This is a genomic window from Flavobacterium aurantiibacter, from assembly GCF_002251775.1.
GTDB lineage: Bacteria > Bacteroidota > Bacteroidia > Flavobacteriales > Flavobacteriaceae > Flavobacterium > Flavobacterium aurantiibacter.
Genome location: NZ_NOXX01000220.1, coordinates 1 through 14,113 on the forward strand (window position 1 = coordinate 1; position 14,113 = coordinate 14,113).

The following is a 14,113-nucleotide window of genomic DNA, read 5'->3' on the forward strand; positions in this document are numbered from 1 at the left end:
CGATCACCAGCGCGAGTTCTACTTACGGCCGACCACATAGGCACAGAGGTTTTGCACAGTTTTTAAACCACGATTACCAGCGCGAGTTCTGCTTACGGCCGACCACATAGGCACATAGTTTTTGCACAGTTTTTAAACCACGATTACCAGCGCGAGTTCTACTTACGGCCGACCACATAGGCACATAGGTTTTGCACAGTTTTTAAACCACGATTAAGGTGCGAGTTCAACTTATGGTGGACGACATAGGCACATAGGTTTTTAGTAGTGGAAAAAGCACGAATGAAGCGTGAATAGTTTTGCTAGTAAGCAAGTTCGGAAGGGAATTACTTAGAACAGTCGCCAAGATGGCTGAATGGCTTTGCAAATCTTATTCTGCATCTTAAATCTAAAAACGGTATTTTATAAAAACCCTAAAAAAGTTAGTGTGAGTGCAAGTAATTAATAGCGTATAAATTATTGTTTTACAATTTTTTAATCGAGGTAATATTGCAATATTACGTTTGTTAAAAACACAGTGAAAAAAGAGATGTTTCGTTGGGGAACGATAGCGCGGCCCGGATGGCAGCGGAAAGCCTTTTGAAAAATGGGGCGAACAAAAGCGCGGTTGGCGTGGCGACCTCAGAAGCCGAGCCAAACGCTTGCTTTTGTGCCCGATTTGAAAAAGCTTGTAGCGTACAGCCGGAACTGCCGCCCAAAAAATCAAAAAAAGCTGCTTTTACGTATAAAACGTTTTAAAAATATGGGATGGATTTCCAATTTTCGGCTATTTTTGCGTTTCGAAAAATGAATCCTTTATGAGAACGATACAGTTTAGAGAAGCCGTTGCCGAAGCAATGAGCGAAGAAATGCGCCGCGATGAGTCGGTTTATCTCATGGGCGAAGAAGTAGCCGAATACAACGGTGCTTACAAGGCTTCTAAGGGTATGCTTGATGAATTTGGTCCGAAGCGTGTAATCGACACACCTATTGCCGAGCTCGGATTTGCTGGTATTGCGGTAGGTTCGGCTATGAATGGTTGCCGACCGATCGTGGAGTACATGACGTTTAACTTCTGTTTGGTTGGTATCGACCAGATTATCAATAACGCTGCGAAAATGCGCCAGATGTCGGCCGGACAATTCCCTATGCCGATGGTATTTCGCGGTCCAACAGCCTCTGCCGGACAATTGGGTGCTACGCACTCGCAAGCTTTCGAAAACTGGTTTGCTAACACGCCCGGTTTAAAAGTTGTGGTTCCATCGACACCATATGATGCAAAAGGTTTATTGAAATCGGCTATTCGCGACGACGATCCGGTTATTTTCATGGAATCGGAGCAGATGTACGGCGACAAAGGAGAAGTTCCGGAAGAGGAATACACCATTCCGCTTGGCGTGGCCGATGTGAAGCGTGCGGGAACAGATGTTACCATTGTATCGTTCGGAAAGATTATAAAAGAAGCTTTAGCTGCTGCGGAAACGCTTGCTGCTGAGGGTATTTCGGTAGAGGTAATCGACTTGCGTACGGTTCGCCCAATGGATTACGATGCGATTATCAACTCGGTTAAGAAAACAAATCGTTTAGTGGTTTTAGAAGAAGCTTGGCCGTTTGCTAGTGTTGCTTCGGAAATTACGTATATGGTTCAGGAACGGGCCTTCGACTACTTAGATGCGCCCGTACAACGTATTACTACCGCTGATACACCTGCGCCGTACTCGCCAACTTTACTGAAAGAATGGTTGCCAAATGCAGATGACGTTATTAAGGCTGTGAAGAAAGTACTTTACCGCCAGTAAAATAAAACTCAAAATAAAAACCCGCTCTCCAATAGAAAGCGGGTTTTTTATTTTTTCTACGGTAAGTTAATTAAAGGCAATCATTAACTTTCGGCTTCCATGAGCAGTAATTCCCATTCTTCGATCAGTTTGTCGAGTTGCTTTTTCTTTTCGTTGTAGGCCGTGAAAAACGCAGCGTCTTCGATGTGCTTATCGTAATTGGATTCGAGCGCACGATCGTCGAGACGGATGGCGTTTTCGAGATCTTTAATTTGCGACTCGACTTTAGAAATACGGTTTTGCAGTGCCTTTTGTTTCTTTTGTTCTTCGAAACTCTTTTTTGGAGCCTCTTGTGTAGCTTTTACGACATCGCGTTTCTCGACTTCACGCATGCTATCCACGTTTCGTTGTTCTAGGAAGAAGTTGATGTCGCCCAGATATTCTTTAATTTTCTGATCTTTAAACTCGTATACAATATTTGCAGTTCCTTGAAGGAAATCGCGGTCGTGCGATACGAGAAGCAGTGTTCCTTCGTATTTCTGTAGTGCGGCTTTTAGTACGTTTTTCGATTTGATGTCGAGGTGGTTTGTAGGTTCGTCCATGATGAGCACATTGATAGGCTGCAGGAGCAACTTACAAAGTGCCAGACGATTTCGTTCGCCGCCGGAAAGTACTTTTACTTTTTTTTCGACGTCGTCGCCACGGAAAAGAAAAGCACCGAGCATATCGCGCACTTTAGAGCGATTGGTGTCGTTTGCGGCGTCTTCCATGGTTTGTAGCAGTGTGATTTCGCCATTCAAATATTCTGCCTGATTTTGAGCGAAATAGCCTACTTGGACGTTGTGGCCAAGTTTAATACTTCCTTCGAACGGGAATTCGTTCACGATTGCTTTTATAAACGTGGACTTCCCTTGTCCGTTTTGACCTACAAAGGCGATTTTACTACCGCGTTCAACGTTCAGCGAAATATCTTTCAAAACTACTTTATCTCCGAACTTTTTGGTTACGTGTTCGGCTTCGACGACTACGCGACCCGGAGTCACAGAAACTGGAAACGAGATATTCATGACTGCATTATCGTCTTCATCGACTTCGATGCGTTCTACCTTATCGAGTTTCTTGATAAGCGATTGTGCCATAGATGCTTTGCTGGCTTTGGCGCGAAATTTCTCGATTAGCTTCTCCGTTTCTTCTATTTTCTTTTGCTGATTTTTTTGCGTAGCCAGTTGCTTTTCGCGAATTTCTTGACGAAGAGTCAGATATTGCGTGTATGGTTTGTTGAAATCGTACACTTTACCTAAAGAAATTTCCAACGTTCGGTTCGTGACATTATCGAGGAACATCTTATCGTGCGAAACAATAATTACGACACCTGGATACGATTTTAGAAAGTTCTCAAGCCAGATAATACTTTCGATATCTAGGTGGTTAGTAGGTTCGTCTAATAGAAGAATATCGTTGTTTTGAAGGAGCAGTTTTGCGAGCTCGATTCGCATGCGCCAACCTCCAGAAAAAGTGTCGGTTTTGTTGTTGAAATCTTCTCGTTTAAAGCCCAAACCAAGCAGAATTCTCTCGGTATTACCCACGTAATTGTATCCGTCCAGAAGTTCGAATCGGTGTGTTAGATCGCTCAAATCTTCGATGAGTTTTGCGTAAGAGTCAGACTCATAGTCGGTACGTGTTTGAAGTTGTTCGTTGATGTGATTCAACTTGCGTTCGACTTCTTTGATTTCGGTAAAGGCTTGATAAGCCTCTTCGAGTACGGTTCTGCCTTGTTCGAAATCGATATCCTGCCGTAAGAAACCAATACGCACTTCTTTTTCTGTGGCGATCACTCCGGAATCGGGTTGAAGATCGCGACTAAGAATTTTGAGCATTGTCGATTTACCGGCACCATTTTTTCCGACAAGACCAACACGATCACCTGCTCCTAGTCGGAAGGTAACATCTTCAAAAAGATAGGAACCTCCGAAAGAAACTGATAAATTGTGAATATTTAGCATGATATTGGCTTAGAAAACTTAAATAGACCGTAACTTTGTTATTGTATTACAGTAATAAAGAATTGGCTGCAAATGTTAAAAAAAGGAACGAAATTATATAGCATTTTAACAGGAACTTGTCCGCGTTGTCATAGCGAGAGTATGTATGAGAACAAAAACCCATATATCGTCACTGAAACGATGCATATGCATGATACTTGTTCCCACTGTGGGCTCCGCTATAAAATGGAGCCGAATTTCTTTTTTGGCGCCATGTACGTAAGCTATGCACTTGCTGTAGCTGTTGGAGTTGCAGCATTTATCATCAGTTTTGTTTTCGTGGGCTGCACGGTAAAGGAGGCTTTTATTACCATCATTGCTGCTCTTGTTGTTTTGATGCCCTGGATCGTGCGAATGAGTCGAAACATTTATATTAACTTCTTTATAGCATACAAAGACGATGCTATTGCTTCCAAAAACGCTTAGCTTGTAAATAGGTCGGAATTTCTTTTTTATCGACTATATGATCGTATAGCAGCTTTGCCATCGTTGGACCTAACATAACCCCTCTAGTACCTAAACCATTTAAAATGTGAAGCTGTGGGAACTGAGGATGATTACCAACAATGGCTTTACGATCGGGAGTCGTTGGACGTACACCTGCCCATTGATCGACGATTTCAAAATCGCATTGAATTACTTGTTTGAGACGCATAGTGAGTTCCTCGCGCGCTGCCGCGGTGGTTTGCTCCGTTTTATCCGTCCATTCATAAGTTGCACCCACTTTAAACAAATCGTTGCCTAAAGGAAGAATAAAAACACCACTGTTGATGATTTCGGTAAGCTTCAACTGAGGTGCATGAATCGTTATGCCCTCACCTTTGGTGCCAGGAACAGAGACGAAATTAAAATACGGATTTTGATTTACTCCATATCCTTCAGCGAAGATCACATTACTGGCTTGAAATTCATGATAGGTAACAAACTCGCTACTGAATTCCAAATCTGCGTAAATAAAAGACTCCGCTATAAAGCAGCCTGAATTGGCTAGAAACGTCTGATATTTCGTTATAAAGACATTGGTGTCTAAGTGACCGGTGTAATTAACCACTCCATACTGAAATGGGCTATCAATTCCTTCAATCGCGGAGGTAAACAAATCGTTGCTCAGTAAATTTGCAAGTTGAGGTTTGTCGGCGTGTTCGAACCAATCATTTTGCTCAGCAATAGAAACGAATTTACGCAAAGTAAGCTTTTCATGATGAAACTTCGCGCAGAGACGTTGCTCAGCCCGAGAATAAAAAGAACGCAGAAAATCAATCTGATCGACAGCATCTTGTAGCGGCCGATACCGTTTCACAATTAGAGGATTATACAGACCTGCTGCCACGCGGCTTGACTTCAATTTAGAATCGCCAAAAACCACAAAAGAACAGTTATTCTGAAGAAGTACTTCAGCAAAAGCGAGCGCAGCTAAACCGTTCCCTACGATAATAAAATCAAGCATTTTCATACTGCAAATAAACAAAAACGGCTGGTTAAAAAACCAGCCGTTTGAAATATCATCAGTGAAAACTAGTAGTTCCACATATCTTGCTCGAAGTTACGAATCTTTTCTTTGATGCGATCCGATTCTAAAAGTTGCATCTGTGCATTATCTTTCATGTAATCTTGAATCAAACGGTCTCCGTATACGTTTTCCTCTTGATAGATAACCGCGTTGAAACGACGCGAATTTAAAAGAACATCGAAAGAAATTGGCATTGCAGAATTCCGATCATTGAAGGCATTATTAGCATGAAGTACATCGCGTACTGCTGGAAAATATACCCAGAACAATTCAATGTAATCCACCTCATCTTTACCAACAGTATAAACGTCTGGCGTTACTGGACAAATACCTAATAAGCGATATTTCAATTCACCTTGACGCTTGTCAAAGTACCAATATCCTTTGATTTTGTATGCATCCACATCCTGACCTGTAATATCAATCTTTACAATATACTCAGGAGAAATCGGCAAGCCAGCGTTAAATTGTTCTCTACCTGGATCAGTGGTATCAATTCGAGATAATGATTTTTCTATATCGCTTAACGTCTTTTTGGTATTGAAATAACCATCGGTATAAACCTCGGTAATCTTACCTTCTTTCATTCCCTTAGTAAGCACATCGTATAGATTGCGACGTTCTTTCCCAATATTTGCGGTATCAATAGGATAGTACAATGGGAAATTGATACGCTCATCTAAATCGATAAGTTCCCAAACTGCTTTTCCGAACATGATATCACGATCATGCACATATCCGTAAGGAAGCGGCTTATCGTTATCCGAATTTAATTGCGCAGCAGTTTTCTTTCCGATTTCATCCGGTGTTTTTGCATTGAGTAGGTTAGATTGAGCAAACGAACTTGCAAAACTTACAACTACCAAGACAATACTAAAAAGATTCTTGCGATTCATATGTAAAAATTTGTGAATAGATAACGACTATTCTAACTGATTATTGTATTTCGTAAATAACAACTGAAGTTCGAGGCAACATTAAGCCTTCAGCTCCAACCAATTTTACTTTGATTTCAGAAATTGTAACTTGATCACCGCGACCTGCTTTTGAAAGAGCTGCAACAGCTTGAGCATTTAATTTACTTCCTTGTACCACAACTGTAGGTTGTCCTGGTACTTTAATGTTAAATCCAGTTACGTTTAAGTTAACATCGAAGTCGAAGTCTAATAATTTGGCTCCAACGGTCGACGCGATTAAACTTGCCTTTGGACCTTTAACTACACCATATTCCCCACGAATAGTACCTGTTGGTGCAGGAATACCCTTTATACGAAATTTTCTCGAGTCTGATACAGTAGATTTGTCAGGTAAAGTCGCAGTCACTTTTATCATAACTTCTGTCCCTTGTTGCGGCTTCATCATGAATTGCCCAGGCTTTCCAGCAGGCCGTAGGCCAGGTGCATCTGCTCTTACTTTATCCGCAGAAACTCCCGCAAAAGATATCGTCATTGGGTTATCTAAACCACGATATACAACGTTCATCTTATCCGCCGAAATTGTTGCTTGATTAGGTTTAGGTACAACAACATAGTTTCCTTTGATAGGAAGACTAACTACTTTCCCGTTCTCGTCAAAATTGAATGAACCTGTAATTTCATGTTCACCAACGCTACCAGCACCGAAAGAGAAATTTGCTTGACCCGCCTCTGCTTTAACAGAACTTCCATTCACTACTACAGACTTCGCAACTAAATTAGGATCAAATTTCCCAAGAATGATCTTTCCAGTAACAGCTTCACCTTGAAAATAAGCAGTTTTGTCAGGCACTACTATCGGTTGATAAGCTGTTAAACTAGCAGCCGCAACCAAATCTGTTTGAAACATACCTGCTATAATATCGCTTTCCGTAGTTTTTATATCAGACTGAATCTGTGAAAGCTTAGTAATTGTTGCGATAAGAGGAAAACCTTTAAAGTTATAATCTAACCAACCTAAAGTTGTACCTGCAGATTTCGAATTAACAGGCTTAGTTGCAAAACGGTTTTGAATTTTCTTTAGTTCTGGTTCGCTGATTGCAGAACCACCAATAGACTTTACTTGAGCAACAAAATTGGACATTTTATCCAAGAACTCTTGTCCTTTTTTACTTGGCTTGTCACCCTCAAACCAATACTCATCTACTGCATCACCTTTATCCATACTTTCGAATGGCAAATTACCGTCAGCATCTCTTTCGTATTCCTTTGTAAATTGAGTCTTCAAAGTTTCAATATAAGTAGTGAAATCTTTACTTAGAGCACGTATTTTCTCAACTTTTGCTTTTTTATCACCGAATTGTAACGGCTGATCTTTGGCTTTTTGCGCTAATTGTTGAAATGAAGTTTCATTTCTTAAATCTGCAATAGCATTGGATTCAATAATTTTATTATTTAAAATTCCAAAAGCCGACAATACTTCTTTCGACATGTTCAATGCCAACATAGCGATGAAAACCAGATACATCAGGTTAATCATCTTCTGTCTAGGGGTTAATTTTCCTCCTGCCATTGTTTTTCTTAGTTATTTCGCGTTTTTAATAATGATTAGTCAGGTGGTTAAAAATTAACCTTTGTTACCCATTGCAGAAAGCATTCCGCCATAAACATTATTAAGTGTAGCGATATTTGCAGTCATTGCAGCCATTTGCTCTTTCAAACGTGTAGCATTATCTGCGATTTCTTTGTTCGCCTCTGCGTTACGATTAGCGCTCTCCAATTGGATTTTGTAAAGACTGTTTAATGATTCCATTTGAGCAGCAGCTAAAGAAAGCTCTTCGCTGTATTTTTTGGTTGCAGCAATCCCGTCGGCAGCTGGAGAAATTCCTTTTGCTGCACTTTCGAAATTTTTGATGCTGTTTCCTAAACTCGCCATCAACTCGCCATCAATTTTAGCCTCCTTTAGTAAGTTATCAAGTTTTTGAGACAACAATCCTTGCGCGTCTTTCGGCTCTTCTTTTTTGTTACGCTCTTTAGCTTCACCACCTGCCAATTCAGGATAAACTAAAGACCAATCCAACTCTTTGTCTACTGGATCGAATGCTGATAATCCAAAGATAAGTGCTTCAGTCCCAAGACCAATAATAAGCATCAAACTAGCTCCCGGCCAGTGCATCAACTTGAATAATGCTCCTACGATTACAACTGCCGCCCCCATACCGTAAGCGAAATTCATTGCTTTTTTGCTTAAAAATGCCATAATAAATAGTTTTTTGTTTTAAGAGTAATTAATTGTTGGTTAAAAGAGTTTTATTTTTTTGGCACATTGCCAGTTACTTGTAATCCCATGTAATCTTGAACGGTTCTGAAACCGATGTAACTCCTAGCCGTATCAGCGTACTCAAAGTCGCGTGTACTTACTTGTAGGTAATAACTTACGTCTTTCCAAGATCCGCCGCGAACTACTTTACGTAGGTTCTTAGTATCTGGCACATTCGGGTTCATGGTACTTACATACTCGTAAGCTCCTGGATCATAAGATGAGTCTGTCCACTCAGCTACATTACCCGCCATGTTATACAAATTATATCCGTTTGGATCATACGATTTTGCTTCAACTGTATAGAGAGCTCCATCCGCCGCGTAGTCACCACGATTTGGTTTGAAATTCGCTAAGTAACAACCTCTGTCGTTTTTAGCATAAGGACCTCCCCATGGATACGTTGCAGACTCGAGACCTCCTCTAGCAGCGTATTCCCATTCAGCCTCAGTTGGCAAACGGAACGAATTAACAAAATCTTGCTTCTTTTTCTTGGATTTGATATAATTGTTTTTGTTCAATGTTCTCCATGCACAAAAAGCTTTCGCTTGTTTCCAAGACACTCCAACAACGGGATAATCTGCGTAAGCTTGATGCCAGAAGTAGTCGTTGTGCATAGGCTCATTGTACGAATAAGCAAAGTCTTTAATCCAAGCTGTTGTATCAGGATATACCGTAACTTGTTCGTTGCGAATAAAATCCTTACGACGACCTACTTTAGCTTTTGCCGCCGCTTGAATGTCCATCCATGAATAACGGAATTTCAACTTCGAAACATCAATAGTTCTCAATCCATTGTATGCCTCAGCGACTGGAATATACATACTATCCATTACCTCAACATAATTTTCATCGGGATATTTTTGAACATCCGTTTGTAATTTAATTTTTCGGTTGAGTTTTCTTCCTGCATACATACCCTCGTCAGTGCCTACACTATAGTAATTTTCATACATATATTTATCGTAGGCAGACATTTTTGCAGGATCTGCATCCGCGAAAGCGTAATCGTTAATACTACCACCTGCTTTCTTGCCGCTGCCTTTGCCAGCTGCACCGCCTGCCGCAGCACCTCCGCCACCACCTACTTCATCAGCCATGATAGCCAAGCGCACACGAATAATGGAATCTTTAACCCATTCTACAAACTGACGGTATTCGCTGTTTGTAATCTCGGTTTCATCCATGTAAAATGAACGAACGGTCACAGTTTTGGTAGGGGCATCACCAATGTTTGCCAAATCATCATCTGATTTACCCATGATAAAAGAGCCTCCCGGCACCAAAGTCATCCCATAAGGCTTCTCTGGATGCCATTTCTTCCCTTTTACACCTACAAGCTCTCCCTTGTCGCCGGAACTACAGCTAAACAACAGTGAGGATAATGCTGCAAACGCAATGAACTTCTTCATATAAAATCGGGTTATTTTGTATTCTAATTTTAAGAGCGTAAACCTATCTAATATTTTTTGAATAAACAATTAATTTACTAACAAAAAGCTAATTTAATGTGAAATCAACTACTGTAATCACTGATTCATTCACGAAAATTCATATTTCAAATCAAATCACACGATAGCCTTTCGTATTGCTTTCCAGTACCTTTCGGGTATATCCTGCTCGCAAGCTTGCAAGTAATCATCGTATGAACAAGGTAATAACGACGTTCTTTTTGATTTAGTATGTGAATTAATATTAACAATTTCAATCCACCATCTTCCTGTCTTATCACTCTTGTAGAACACCATTTCCTCGCCTTCGTGTGGCACAATATATCTGATGTAGCTCTCTTTGCCACCAAAAGGATAATCTCCCGCTCTGTACTGAAAGCCATCGATAAAGTACCATACCATCTGCGAAAGCAACTTTAGCTCGCGCTGATTTCCTTGAACATTGAACAAACCCAAACTTGATGTTTTATCGCTAATACCTGCATACCGCATCAAGGCACATATTTCTCTACCTGTAAATCCGTTTGGTTCACCAGGCAGATTAAACGTAACGTCGGCCGAAACCGCATTAATGTCTACACTTACTAAATCGGCATCGCGAAACACTGGCTCGGCTAACTCTATTTTACTGCTTATTTCACCTAAACGATATGCTTCGAAGTACAATTTATAGACCAAATCAATTTCTTCTTGGGCATTATAGTAGGTTTGATAACCCAAATTTGCGTAGTTAAACAAATTGTTTGGTTGTTCCATAATAATGGGCGAAAGATAAGATTCTGCAGAAATAGTATCTGGAGCCTTTCCCAAATCAAATTTGTAATCGATCCCAACCAAATTGACCATTTGATCCAACTTATCGTACGCTCGATACATCGGATAAGTCAAATCTTGTGAACCGCCAATCACTATAGGAATAACGCGATTCTTTATCAGATCGGCACATAAGCTTTGCAACGCAAAATACGTGTCTTCTGGTGCCTCACCCGGAATTAATGTTCCTAAATCGGCGACAGACGACAGCCAATTCCCTGGAAACATCGTGTAAAAATGCTTGCGAAATTGATCTTCTATACCTGAAACTGTTTGTTGCGAACTGTTTCGGTACTCAGGCACAAATACTAATGCAAGTTTTACTTTCTCTAAATCCGGGAAATCTGTTTCCGTATGAAGTACAATTTTAGACCCCAATTGCTGCGTGTTGCACGATTGAGCAAAGGCGAACATTTCCTCGGAAACGGGAGTTAAAAAATCAAGACCTGACATGAATTACTTTGATTTTTTTGTTTTTGCGGGAGCCTTCTTTGCTTTAGAACCTGTTTTCGCAGGAGCTTTCTTCGCCGTTGCGCTTTCGATCATCGCTTTAACTTCCTCTAGCGTAAGTGCATCTACTTTCACATCTTTATTCAGTTCAATTTTGGTTTTACCTTTTATCAAAGTAAATCTACCCCAACGTGCTTTTTCGATAACGATGCCTTCAGCGGGCCATTCACGCAATACCTTTTCCTCCTCTTTCTTAAGCTTTTCCTGAATCAGCTCCTCGATATCCTTTTGCGATAAGGAATCAAAATTATATTTCTTAGACACATTAATGAACATGCTGTTCCACTTGATAAACGGACCGAAACGACCCACACCTTTTTGTACAGGTAATTCATCGTACACAGCCACGGGTGCATCTGCTTGCAATTTCTCCCTTATGTATTGCTGTGCAAGTTCATCAGTAACATCTAGGGGATCAACGCCCTTTGGCAATGAAACAAAAGTTTTACCGTAACGCACGTAAGGTCCGTATCTTCCAGAATTTACTTCGACTTCCTCGCCGTTGTAATCCGCTAATTTTTTGGGAAGCAAGAACAGATTTAGTGCATCTTCCAAAGTAATGGTACCGATATTCTGTTCCGGACGCAAACTTGCAAAAACCTTTTGTTCGTCGTCTGGCTCGCCGATTTGTGCCATCGGACCGAATTTTCCTAAACGTACACTCACAGGTTTCCCTGATTTTGGATCTGTTCCCAGGATACGTTCACCGCTTTCGCGTTCGGCATTGGCTTCTACTTCTTTAACGTTCGGATGAAAGGTATTGTAGAAATCTTGCATCATGCGCGACCAATCGATGTTTCCTTCGGCAATTTCGTCGAAATCTTGTTCCACTTTTGCTGTAAAGTGATAATCGAGAATGGCGCTAAAATTCTTTACTAGAAAGTCGTTTACAATAGTCCCAATATCTGTCGGAACTAATTTCCCTTTATCGGAACCTGTATTTTCGGTGAGTGTTTTCGAACTAAGCTCCTTACCTACTAATTCGAACTGGCGGTACTTGCGTTCGGTTCCTTCGAGCGTTCCTTTTTCTACGTATTTTCTATTAATAATTGTAGAAATCGTAGGTGCGTAGGTTGACGGACGTCCGATTCCCAATTCTTCTAATTTTTTAACGAGCGATGCTTCGGTGTAGCGTGCTGCTGGGCGCGAGTAGCGTTCGGTGGCAACTAATGCTTTACGCAGAAGCGATTCGCCTTGTTTTAATGCCGGAAGCATGCCTTCTTGTTCTTCTTCATCGTCGTCGCTGCCTTCGAGATATACTTTAAGGAAGCCGTCGAAGAGAAGAACTTCACCTGAGGCCTGAAAGATCTCACTGTGATTATTGGCTTGAATTTGAACGTTTGTACGTTCCAACTCGGCGTCGCTCATTTGCGAAGCGATGGTTCTCTTCCATATCAGGTCGTATAAACGGTCTTGGTCGCGATCAACGGAAATCGTATGTCGCGCCATATCTGTCGGACGAATTGCTTCGTGCGCTTCTTGTGCTCCTTTCGATTTGGTCACAAAACTGCGCGTCTTGGCGTATCGTTGTCCGTACGAACTTACAATTTCCGCTTGTGCTGCTGCTAGAGCTTCTTGGCTCAAATTCACGCTGTCGGTACGCATGTAGGTAATTAATCCCGCTTCGTAAAGGCGTTGTGCTACTTGCATGGTAATTCCGACGGGCATATATAATTTACGTGCCGCTTCCTGTTGTAGTGTCGACGTGGTAAATGGTGCTGCGGGCGATTTACGTGCTGGTTTGGTTTCTAAAGACGCCACTTGATAGGTGGAATCTGTATTTTGTTTCAGAAACGCTTCGGCTTCTTCGGCTGTTTTAAAGGACTTTGAGAGTTTAGCTTTTACTACTTTTCCGGCTTGATTGGTGAATTCGGCAGCAATGGAAAAGCTTGCAACGGGCTTGAATTCGATGATTTCGCGTTCGCGTTCTACAATTAGGCGCACGGCAACCGACTGCACGCGACCGGCAGATAAACCGCTTTTAATTTTGCGCCACAATACTGGCGATAGTTCGTAGCCCACTAAACGGTCGAGTACGCGACGTGCTTGCTGTGCATTCACCAAATTGTAATCGATTTCTCGTGGATTTTCGATGGCTTTTTGGATGGCCGATTTCGTAATTTCGTGGAAAACGATTCGTTTGGTTTTCGACTTATCGAGTTTTAGCTCTTCGGCAAGGTGCCAGGAAATTGCTTCACCTTCGCGATCCTCATCGGAAGCGAGCCAAACCGTTTCGGCGGCTTTAGAAAGCGATTTTAATTTGCTGACCAAGGCTTTTTTGTCGGCCGAAACTTCGTAAGTGGGTTTGAAACCTTTGGTAACGTCGACCCCAATTTCCTTTGAAGGCAGATCGGCAATGTGGCCGTAGCTGGATTCCACCTGAAAATCTTTTCCCAGAAATTTCTCGATGGTTTTAGCTTTTGCGGGTGATTCGACTATTACTAAATTCTTTGGCATAAGTAGCTTTGCTTTTGGCGCAAAAGTAATTGAAAAAAAATATTATCGACTCGCCGACGCGTTTTTGCTTAAAAATTGATTCGAAACGAACAGCTAACACCTTAATATTATACGTTAAGTGGTAACGATTTTGTGCCGCCGGTTGCAGTGAAAAGCTTGCTGTACTAGAGGCAGTTGCATTTTGCAGGCGGGAAATGCGACCGGAGGAAGCGCTTACCCGACCATAAAATGCCTGCCTGTAGAAAGCAACTTGTAACGAAAAACGGCAAAAGGCACCCAAATCAATCTTCTGCCACATTGTCAGTCGACCGAAATAGTATTATCTTTGCACTCAAATTG

11 protein-coding genes are annotated in these 14,113 nt (G+C 41.4%); 2 read left to right on the top strand and 9 right to left on the bottom strand.

Going from position 1 to position 14,113, the window contains the following annotated elements; genetic code table 11:
- Positions 1-797: 797 nt before the first annotated feature.
- Positions 798-1,778, top strand: a complete 981-nt coding sequence (locus tag CHX27_RS13115; RefSeq protein WP_094487215.1) for a pyruvate dehydrogenase complex E1 component subunit beta — start codon at positions 798-800, stop codon at positions 1,776-1,778.
- An 83-nt stretch (positions 1,779-1,861) separates the two neighbouring features.
- On the opposite strand, the gene CHX27_RS13120 is transcribed toward CHX27_RS13115, so the two are convergent.
- Positions 1,862-3,760 carry an ABC-F family ATP-binding cassette domain-containing protein gene (locus tag CHX27_RS13120; RefSeq protein WP_094487216.1) on the bottom strand — a complete coding sequence of 633 codons (1,899 nt, stop codon included), beginning with the start codon at positions 3,758-3,760 and terminating at the stop codon, positions 1,862-1,864.
- Positions 3,761-3,946: 186 nt separating this feature from the next.
- Here CHX27_RS13120 and CHX27_RS13125 point away from each other — a divergent pair, with 186 nt between their 5' ends.
- On the top strand, positions 3,947-4,225 hold the full coding sequence (locus tag CHX27_RS13125) for a DUF983 domain-containing protein (RefSeq protein WP_317048284.1): 279 nt from the start codon (positions 3,947-3,949) through the stop codon (positions 4,223-4,225).
- Here CHX27_RS13125 and CHX27_RS13130 read toward each other — a convergent pair.
- From CHX27_RS13130 to CHX27_RS15590, 8 genes are all read right to left on the bottom strand, one after another.
- Complete coding sequence (locus CHX27_RS13130) at positions 4,203-5,327, bottom strand: NAD(P)/FAD-dependent oxidoreductase (protein ID WP_243389005.1); 1,125 nt, start codon at positions 5,325-5,327, stop codon at positions 4,203-4,205. The two genes, CHX27_RS13125 and CHX27_RS13130, sit on opposite strands and share 23 nt — an antisense overlap.
- On the bottom strand, positions 5,315-6,205 hold the full coding sequence (gene porN / locus CHX27_RS13135; protein WP_094487218.1) for a type IX secretion system ring subunit PorN/GldN: 891 nt from the start codon (positions 6,203-6,205) through the stop codon (positions 5,315-5,317). Before porN ends, CHX27_RS13130 begins: the two co-directional genes overlap by 13 nt.
- A 40-nt stretch (positions 6,206-6,245) precedes the next feature.
- Positions 6,246-7,796, bottom strand: coding sequence for a type IX secretion system motor protein PorM/GldM (gene porM, locus CHX27_RS13140; protein ID WP_094487219.1), 1,551 nt, complete (start codon positions 7,794-7,796; stop codon positions 6,246-6,248).
- Positions 7,797-7,850: 54 nt separating this feature from the next.
- A complete protein-coding gene (gene porL, locus CHX27_RS13145; RefSeq protein ID WP_094487220.1) occupies positions 7,851-8,483 on the bottom strand; it encodes a type IX secretion system motor protein PorL/GldL in 633 nt (210 codons plus the stop codon).
- Positions 8,484-8,533: 50 nt separating this feature from the next.
- The gene (gene porK, locus CHX27_RS13150; protein ID WP_094487221.1) at positions 8,534-9,955 is read right to left on the bottom strand and encodes a T9SS ring complex lipoprotein PorK/GldK; all 1,422 of its coding nucleotides are present in this window, start codon (positions 9,953-9,955) and stop codon (positions 8,534-8,536) included.
- 156 nt (positions 9,956-10,111) lie between these two features.
- Positions 10,112-11,260, bottom strand: coding sequence for a formimidoylglutamase (locus tag CHX27_RS13155; protein ID WP_094487222.1), 1,149 nt, complete (start codon positions 11,258-11,260; stop codon positions 10,112-10,114).
- A 3-nt stretch (positions 11,261-11,263) separates the two neighbouring features.
- Entirely contained in the window at positions 11,264-13,774 is a 2,511-nt protein-coding gene (gene topA / locus CHX27_RS13160) for a type I DNA topoisomerase (protein ID WP_094487223.1), read from the bottom strand.
- Complete coding sequence (locus CHX27_RS15590) at positions 13,731-14,072, bottom strand: hypothetical protein (RefSeq protein WP_094487224.1); 342 nt, start codon at positions 14,070-14,072, stop codon at positions 13,731-13,733. The genes topA and CHX27_RS15590 overlap by 44 nt, the downstream gene beginning before the upstream one ends.
- Positions 14,073-14,113: the final 41 nt, after the last annotated feature.

What these genes read in the sequence shown, in the direction of transcription:
- CHX27_RS13115 (WP_094487215.1), top strand. Translation starts at nt 798, where the DNA reads ATGAGAACGATACAGTTTAGAGAAGCCGTTGCCGAAGCAATGAGCGAA.
- CHX27_RS13120 (WP_094487216.1), bottom strand. Translation starts at nt 3,760, where the DNA reads ATGCTAAATATTCACAATTTATCAGTTTCTTTCGGAGGTTCCTATCTT.
- CHX27_RS13125 (WP_317048284.1), top strand. Translation starts at nt 3,947, where the DNA reads ATGCATGATACTTGTTCCCACTGTGGGCTCCGCTATAAAATGGAGCCG.
- porN (WP_094487218.1), bottom strand. Translation starts at nt 6,205, where the DNA reads ATGAATCGCAAGAATCTTTTTAGTATTGTCTTGGTAGTTGTAAGTTTT.
- porM (WP_094487219.1), bottom strand. Translation starts at nt 7,796, where the DNA reads ATGGCAGGAGGAAAATTAACCCCTAGACAGAAGATGATTAACCTGATG.
- porL (WP_094487220.1), bottom strand. Translation starts at nt 8,483, where the DNA reads ATGGCATTTTTAAGCAAAAAAGCAATGAATTTCGCTTACGGTATGGGG.
- porK (WP_094487221.1), bottom strand. Translation starts at nt 9,955, where the DNA reads ATGAAGAAGTTCATTGCGTTTGCAGCATTATCCTCACTGTTGTTTAGC.
- CHX27_RS13155 (WP_094487222.1), bottom strand. Translation starts at nt 11,260, where the DNA reads ATGTCAGGTCTTGATTTTTTAACTCCCGTTTCCGAGGAAATGTTCGCC.
- topA (WP_094487223.1), bottom strand. Translation starts at nt 13,774, where the DNA reads ATGCCAAAGAATTTAGTAATAGTCGAATCACCCGCAAAAGCTAAAACC.
- CHX27_RS15590 (WP_094487224.1), bottom strand. Translation starts at nt 14,072, where the DNA reads ATGTGGCAGAAGATTGATTTGGGTGCCTTTTGCCGTTTTTCGTTACAA.